The following is a 7,155-nucleotide window of genomic DNA, read 5'->3' as shown; positions in this document are numbered from 1 at the left end:
AGCAGCGCTGGCAGCGCCGCCTGCCGCTCCTGGGCCGAGGCGCTGAGCAGCCGCAGGTAACCATCCGGAAACTCGCTTTGCAGGTAGAAGTGGCCGGCCGCCGCGCCCAGCAGTGCCACCACGCCCGCCCCTACCCCGCTCAGGCCCGAGAGCGACAGGAAACGGGAGCTCCGGTCCATAATGGCGCGGATTTCGGTGAGTTGAGCAAGCGGGTCGGACGTGGCGGCGGGCTTCATAAGTATCGAAGTGCTTTGTGATACAAAGTTGAAGAAAACTTTTGATATTTTTGCCACAGCACTTCCTTTTCTTTTTCAGATGACTGAATCAATGATTGCCGGCAGCACTTGGAGTCGGGCCTTTCTGCTGTGGTTCTACACGAACGCAGGAGGGTTTGTCGGCGCTTTTATCTCGCTGAATATGCTAGTGGCGCTCGACTACAACAACCGCTCAACTGGCTCCGATATTGGGTTTATCGCTTTACTCGTGGGGCTGTTTGCAGCCGTGCCCTCGCTGCTGATAGTACCGCTGATTTACTTATTTTTCCGGTGGCTATTGCCGATTATCGGCTATTGGCCCCGGCTGCTCGCGACGGGTTCGGTACTCACTGGCCTGTTCGTGCTGGTGGCGTTTGCGGCTGGCATAAGCGCCGATGATGATTTTTCGCTTCTGGGCGTCCTGTATCTGGGCGGGTGGGCATATTGGTTGGCAGCGCTGGGGGCGGCGGCCATTGTGTACCGGCAGGAGTTGTTCAGGCCAGCCGAAACCGATGAGCAAAGCCCTGACTCAGCAAACGAACTGGTAGCGTGAAGAAAAACTCGCCGGGCCGCCAGTGGCTGTGCTCCCTCCTACTCGGCAGCGCCTGCTACGCGCTGGCCAACGGCCTGGTGCACTTTAGCGACTGGTGTTATCTGGCGGCTTCAGCGGCGGTGGCGGCGGTGGTATCGGCGGGGCTGAGGCCGCTGCATTGGTGGCTGGTGAACTGGCCCCGGCGCCCGCTGCAAAAGCCAGCGCTGCCGTGGGCCTTGAGCTGCACGCTGGTGGTTTTTGGTGTGGGTGTGCTGCTTACCTGGCCGCTACGCTCGTGGCCGGGGCCGGGCGGGCTATGGCCATGGGGAGCCGGGGCATTGATGGCGACGTTGTTCGAAGCCACGCCCTCTACATGGAAATGACGATTCCCGAAACCGGAACGGCATGCCAGCGGGCGCCTCAAATAGTCGTTTCCGCTGCAACTCTACTTTGATTGTCAAATAGCTATGCCTTCGCCAACGTTGATTTGGCAGAATTCATTTTGGGAATATTTTGTCTCAAAAATATAATCATTCTTTTCGCAATCCGCTCATTATCAGAGGCCCGTAGCTGCATCAACTTCCTCGAGGGGCTTGCAGATGAGCCTTGGTCGCGTTTCTGCCGCCCCCTCAAACCGGGAGTTTACTCATGCTAACCCGTTAACTATTATGCCTACTTCTGCTCAACTCGTCGCCCAACCTTCCGTAGCCGGACGCACGCTCACCATCTGGCTGCTGAGCAACCTGGGTGGTACCACCTGGCTGGTGCTGGACTTCTGCCGCTATTCGCCCGAAGATTTTGCGGTTCCGCTGGTAATAGGCCTGATGGCCGCGCTGATATCGCTGGCCACGGTACCACTGGCGATTCCGCTTTTTGTGATGGCCCAGCAGCAATGCGTTAACTGGCGCTGCCGGCTGGTAGCTCTGGCAACCGTGCTGCTCGTATTCGCGCTGGGCAATTTTACCCTGCTGCACTTGCTGCCCATCGGACCGGCTAGCAGCCTACTGCATTTTTCGTGGCCCTACCTGGGCACGGCATTGGTGGCAGCCCTGTGGGTATATCGGCCGCAGCGGGTGCAGCAGCGGCAAGCCGCGCCCCTGCTGCTGAGTTGGCAGCCCCGGCCGTCGCGCCGCTCTATGCTAGCCTAGCACCTGGAGCGGCACGAAAAGCCGGCCGCCGCATAGCAGGCGGAGGAGGATATTGCGTAGAGCAACCATGCGCCTCCGCCTCCGATTGTTTGAATTTGAAGACTTGCCCTGGTTTCCGCCCGTTATCCGCGCGGGTATGATGGATTACCTGCGGTTCATGATTTCGGCGCTGGGTACTTACCGGCCTATTGCCCTACTCCTGGCCGAGGGCTTGCGCCACACCACCCAAACCCGCGTGCTCGAGTTGGGCGCCGGCGCCGGCGGGGGCACCGAAACCGTGCTCGCCGCCTTGCAAGCGCAGGGGCTGGCGGCCACCATCACCCTCACCGACCTGTATCCACAGCCTGCCGCCTGGGCCGACATTGCCCAGCGCACCCACGGTGCCATCGGTTACGAACCCGCGCCGGTAGATGCGCTGGCCGTACCACCGCACCTGACGGGTTTCCGCACCATTTTTTCGGCCTTCCACCACTTCCCGCCCGAGGCAGCTACGGCCCTGCTGCGCGATGCCGTGCGGGCAAATTCCGGGGTTGGGGTGTTTGAGGGCGCGGGCAAGCACTGGGCCGAGATACTGCTGGCGCTCACGGTGCTACCGGTGGCGCAGTTGCTGCTCACCCCCTTTTTCCGGCCCTTCCGGCTGAGCCGACTGGTATTTACGTACCTGATTCCACTGATTCCGCTCTGCACCATCTGGGATGGCTGCGTGTCGGTGCTGCGCATGTACTCCACCGATGAGCTGCAGGCCCTTGCCCGCGCCGCCGACCCCGAAGGCACATTTGCCTGGCAGGCGGGCAAAAAACGTCATTGGTGGGGCCCACAGGTAACCTACCTCATCGGCTGGCCGAAATAGCGCGAAGTTGCGCCACCTTTGCAGTCCGTGTTCGCGCACCGGATGCATGATTTCGACCGGCGCGGGAACGCGGACTACAAAGTCCGCGCTACATGCTCATTGCTACGTATAGAAAAGCCCTGCCGCTGCTGCGGATTCCGTTTTCGGTGTACCTGATGCCGGTGTTCTGGTTTGGGCTGAGTGCGCTGCGCGGGCCCTGGAGCGAGTGGCGGGCGGTGGGCGTGTTCGTGGTGCTGCACCTGCTGGCCTACCCGGCTTCCAACGGCTACAACTCCTACTACGACCGCGACGAAGGCAGCATCGGCGGTCTCAAAGCTCCGCCCAAAGTCACGCCCGAGCTGTTGCACCTGGTGTGGCTGTTCGATGCGCTGGCCGTAGCCGGCGCGGCGCTGCTTTCGTGGCCGTTTGCGGCGCTGGTGGTGGTATATCTGCTGGTATCGAAAGCCTACAGCTACGAAGGCATCCGGCTGAAAAAATACCCGCTGCTGAGCACGCTGGTTGTTGTCATATTTCAAGGAGCTTTCACGCTGCTGATGACGCAAGTGGGCGTCGGGGCTACGTCGGCACAGTTGTTCGAGAAAACCAATCTGTTGCTGGCGCTGGTGAGCACCTTGTTTTTATGCGGCTCCTACCCGCTCACGCAAGTGTATCAGCACGAAGAAGATGCCCGGCGCGGTGACCGCACACTCAGCCTACGGCTGGGTATTCGGGGCACGTTCATCTTCGCGGCCGTGGGGCTACTGGCGGGCGCGGGCGCGCTGGGCCTGGCCTACTGGCTGCGCCACGAAATCCGTCCGCTGCTGATTTTTCTGGTGGCTACCGGGCCGGTGGTGGCGCTGTTCGGCCGCTGGGCCTGGGCCGTGTGGCACGATGAGCGTGCAGCCGATTTCGAACACACCATGCGCCTGAACCAGGTTTCGTCGCTATGCCTGAGTGCGGCGTTCATCGCCATGCTGCTGTGGCGGTAGGCAACCGCTGGGCCAACGGGTAACTAAAGCTACCGGGCCGCACGTATCTGGCTGCGGTTCTGCTTACATAATCCCGACACCCATGCAAAAATCCTGGCTTCTGCTCCTGCCACTGCTGGCAGCCTGTAATTCATCTCCGTCAACTCCAAACGAAGGCTCGGCCGCGTCCACGGCTACCTCGGCGACATCCGACACCACCCAGGCCCTGCCCGCCCCCGATACGGCTGCCACCAAAGCCGTTTCGGCCGTGAGCGATACGCTGCGGCAGGTGCGCGCGCGGCACAACTTCAGCAACCCCAAGGGCCCGGCCGACTTGTTCCGGCTGGTGTTCCGCGGCCCGTCCATTCTCGAAGGCACCAGCGAATTCACCATCACCGACCCCAGCGGCCAGGTCATCTTCCGCGAAATGCTGACCGAGCCCGACCTCGAAGCCGCGCTGGTGTACGAGATGAAAAACCCCACCGCCACCCGCGCCGAGCGCGAAGCCTTCGTGCTACGCCGCATCGACCGATTCTTTCTGCCGTCGCAGTTTCGCACGCCGGCCGTAGCCGCCAAAGCCACTTTCCCCGACGGCATCGAAAACCTCGACCGCGCTACCTGGACCGACCTGCAAAAGCGCCCCGATGCTATCGGTTTCGAGTACCTAAAAGGCAAGGAAGCCCGCCGCATCATTGCCTGGTCGCCAACGAAAAAGCAGACGGTGCGCGTGCAGTAGCGTCCTTTAAGTTTGTAGTCCCAAGAAAAGAACGTCATGCTGAGCGCAGTCGAAGCATCTCTACCGCGAGAGTAAATGAATTACTGCTGCGGTAGAGATGCTTCGATTGCGCTCATGCGCTCAGCATGACGTTCTTTTATTACCAAGTTACACTACGCCGTTTCGCGCAGCAGTTGCTCCAGGCCAGCGCGCAGCTGCTCGTAGGGCTGGTAACCACGGGCCAGCACGTAGCCCTGCTCGCCCACCCGCACCACGGCCGTGGGAAAGCCCTGCACACCAATGCGCGCCACGGCCGCAAACTCCTGCCGGGCCGCCTGCGCCGTTTCGGGCGCAGCCCAGCGGCGTTCGAATTCTGCCGCATCGAGGCCGAATTCAGCTAGAAGGGGCGCGTAGGTGGCGGCAGCGTTCAGGTCGTGGCCGTCGCGGAACAGGGCTCGCTGCACGGCGTGGGCGAAAGCTACGGTGCGGGCGGGGTCCTGCGTAAGGTGGCGGAAGGCCACGATGGCCCGGCTCGGCGGCTCCGAGTCGTAGCGGTAAGTGCCGGCCTCGCCCAGCGCGCGGAAGGCTTCACCGAACTGCACGCCGGTTACTGTTTCCACTTCGCCGAGGCTCTGGCGCAGGTAGTCCCAGGTTTCGGCAATGGGGCCGGCGTCGTCGCCTATCACCATGCCGCCGCACAGCACCGAAACGTCGAGCCGGCCGGCGAATTCCTGTTGCACCTGCCGGATGACCGGGCTCGTGCCGTAGCACCAGCCACAGAGCGGGTCGTGGAGGTAAAGTAGTTCGGGCAGGTTGGCGGGCAAGTCGGGAGTCATTGGCGCGGAAAAATAGTCGCACAAAAGTAGCCTTCGCGATGCAGCCGGGCAGTTCAAAAAATAAATCGGCGCTTTTCGCCGAAAGTGTGAATTTATTTATTCCGATACCAGTTAGCCTCCCGACAGCTACCGCATACTTAGTGGACAATTTTTAGAACGCCACTTATTCCTGTTGCATATCGATATTTTATCAAAAAGCCCGCTGAGTTATATTAGCGGGCTTTTTTTATTTATCAGCGCATACTGCCATTCAGTTGTCAAACTGGACAATTATCACCCAATGCGTTAACAATCTTATACTAGCAAGCCGTAGAATCGGTGCCAACGAAAAGAGCCCGCTGCAACGTGCAGCGGGCGCTTTTTTGCGGAGGAAATTCGCGGCTTAACCGTTCATGGCGAGCAGGAATTCCTCGTTGTCCTTGGTGCCTTTGATGCGGTCTTTCAGGAACTCCATTGCCTCGGTGGCGCTCATGTCGTTCATAAAGCGGCGCAGCACCCACACGCGATTCAGCTCGTCCTTGCTCATCAGCAGGTCTTCGCGGCGCGTGCCCGAAGCCGGGATGTCGATGGCCGGGAACACGCGCTTGTTGGCCAGCTTACGGTCGAGCTGCAGTTCCATGTTGCCGGTGCCTTTGAATTCCTCGAAGATAACCTCGTCCATCTTGGAGCCGGTTTCGATGAGGGCCGTGGCGATGATGGTGAGCGAGCCGCCGCCTTCCACGTTGCGGGCCGCGCCGAAGAAGCGCTTGGGCTTCTGCAGGGCGCCGGCGTCGATACCACCCGAGAGGATGCGCGACGAACTGGGCTGCACCGTGTTGTAGGCCCGGGCCAGGCGGGTGATGGAGTCGAGCAGAATCACCACGTCGTGGCCGCACTCCACGAGGCGGCGGGCCTTGTCGAGGGCCATTTCGGCAATTTTCACGTGGCGGTCGGCCGTTTCGTCGAAGGTCGAGCTGAGCACTTCGGCCTTCACGGTGCGGGCCATGTCGGTCACTTCTTCGGGGCGCTCGTCGATGAGCAGCACCATGAGGTACACCTCGGGGTGATTCTCGGCGATGGAGTTGGCGATTTCCTGGAGCAGCACCGTTTTGCCGGTTTTGGGCTGGGCCACAATCAGGCCGCGCTGGCCCTTACCAATCGGCGCAAACAAATCGAGCACGCGGGTGCTGATTTGCGTGGGCTTGGTGGTGAGTTTCAGGCGATGGTCGGCGAAGAGCGGGGTGAGGTGGCTGAACGGCACCCGGTCGCGGACTTCCTCTACGGTGCGGCCGTTCATGCTCTCCACGCTCACGAGGGCGAAGTATTTCTCGCCCTCGCGCGGCGGCCGGATGCTGCACACCACCGTGTCGCCGGCCTTCATGGCGAACTGTTTCACTTGCTGCGGCGACACGTAAATGTCGTCGGGCGAGCTGAGGTAATTATAGTAGGGAGAGCGCAGAAAGCCGTAGCCGCCGTCGGGCATCAGCTCGAACGTACCGCCGCCGGGCACCACCAAATCCAGTTCTTGGCGCTGGGGGCGCTGCTGATTCTGGTTTTGCTGGCCCTGGTTTTGGCCTTGGTTCTGATTCTGGCCTTGGTCGGTGCGGGGCGAGCCGTCGGGGTTCTGGCGGCGCTGCTGGCGCTGGAGCTCGCGTTGGGCGTAGCGCTCCTCGCGGGTCAGGCTCTGGTTGTTGCTGCCGTCGCCGCGGGGCTGGTCATTGCGCGGCTGGCCCTGATTTTGGTTTTGGCCCTGGCCTTGGTCCTGACGGGGCTGGTCCTGCTGGCGGGGCTGGTCGTTGCGGTTTTCGCGAAGCTGCTGGTCCTGGCGCGGGGCGCGGGCCTGCTGGTCGCCACGGTTATCGCGCACGTCGCGGTTGTCGCGCTCGAACCGGTC

At 61.5% G+C, this 7,155-nt stretch carries 8 protein-coding genes and 1 pseudogene; 5 read left to right on the top strand and 4 right to left on the bottom strand.

Going from position 1 to position 7,155, the window contains the following annotated elements; genetic code table 11:
* A pseudogene (locus ACYVDE_RS15035) lies at window positions 1-236 on the bottom strand (hypothetical protein); the annotation flags it as partial.
* A 28-nt stretch (window positions 237-264) separates the two neighbouring features.
* Here ACYVDE_RS15035 and ACYVDE_RS15030 point away from each other — a divergent pair.
* Complete coding sequence (locus ACYVDE_RS15030) at window positions 265-807, top strand: hypothetical protein (protein ID WP_460502357.1); 543 nt, start codon at window positions 265-267, stop codon at window positions 805-807.
* Window positions 808-904: 97 nt separating this feature from the next.
* Here the strand turns inward: ACYVDE_RS15030 and ACYVDE_RS15025 are convergent, their stop codons facing one another.
* Complete coding sequence (locus ACYVDE_RS15025; RefSeq protein WP_460502356.1) at window positions 905-1,150, bottom strand: hypothetical protein; 246 nt, start codon at window positions 1,148-1,150, stop codon at window positions 905-907.
* A gap of 304 nt (window positions 1,151-1,454) precedes the next feature.
* Between ACYVDE_RS15025 and ACYVDE_RS15020 the strand changes: the two genes are divergently transcribed.
* The 4 genes from ACYVDE_RS15020 to ACYVDE_RS15005 all read left to right on the top strand — a co-directional run bounded on the left by ACYVDE_RS15020 (window position 1,455) and on the right by ACYVDE_RS15005 (window position 4,467).
* Window positions 1,455-1,934 (top strand): hypothetical protein, encoded by a 480-nt coding sequence (locus ACYVDE_RS15020; protein WP_460502355.1) that lies wholly within the window; start codon window positions 1,455-1,457, stop codon window positions 1,932-1,934.
* A 67-nt stretch (window positions 1,935-2,001) separates the two neighbouring features.
* Entirely contained in the window at window positions 2,002-2,784 is a 783-nt protein-coding gene (locus ACYVDE_RS15015) for a class I SAM-dependent methyltransferase (protein WP_460502354.1), read from the top strand.
* Window positions 2,785-2,876: 92 nt separating this feature from the next.
* On the top strand, window positions 2,877-3,752 hold the full coding sequence (locus ACYVDE_RS15010) for a UbiA family prenyltransferase (protein ID WP_460502353.1): 876 nt from the start codon (window positions 2,877-2,879) through the stop codon (window positions 3,750-3,752).
* Between the two features lie 82 nt (window positions 3,753-3,834).
* Window positions 3,835-4,467 (top strand): hypothetical protein, encoded by a 633-nt coding sequence (locus ACYVDE_RS15005; protein ID WP_460502352.1) that lies wholly within the window; start codon window positions 3,835-3,837, stop codon window positions 4,465-4,467.
* Between the two features lie 152 nt (window positions 4,468-4,619).
* Here the strand turns inward: ACYVDE_RS15005 and ACYVDE_RS15000 are convergent, their stop codons facing one another.
* Together ACYVDE_RS15000 and rho are read right to left on the bottom strand one after the other, a co-directional pair.
* Window positions 4,620-5,282 (bottom strand): DsbA family protein, encoded by a 663-nt coding sequence (locus ACYVDE_RS15000; protein ID WP_460502351.1) that lies wholly within the window; start codon window positions 5,280-5,282, stop codon window positions 4,620-4,622.
* 382 nt (window positions 5,283-5,664) lie between these two features.
* On the bottom strand, window positions 5,665-7,155 hold a 1,491-nt coding region (gene rho, locus ACYVDE_RS14995), incomplete at its 5' end, for a transcription termination factor Rho (protein WP_460502350.1).

The organism is Hymenobacter agri (assembly GCF_054778495.1).
Note: the sequence above shows the minus strand (reverse complement) of the source record. Positions and strands in the feature narration are given on the sequence as shown.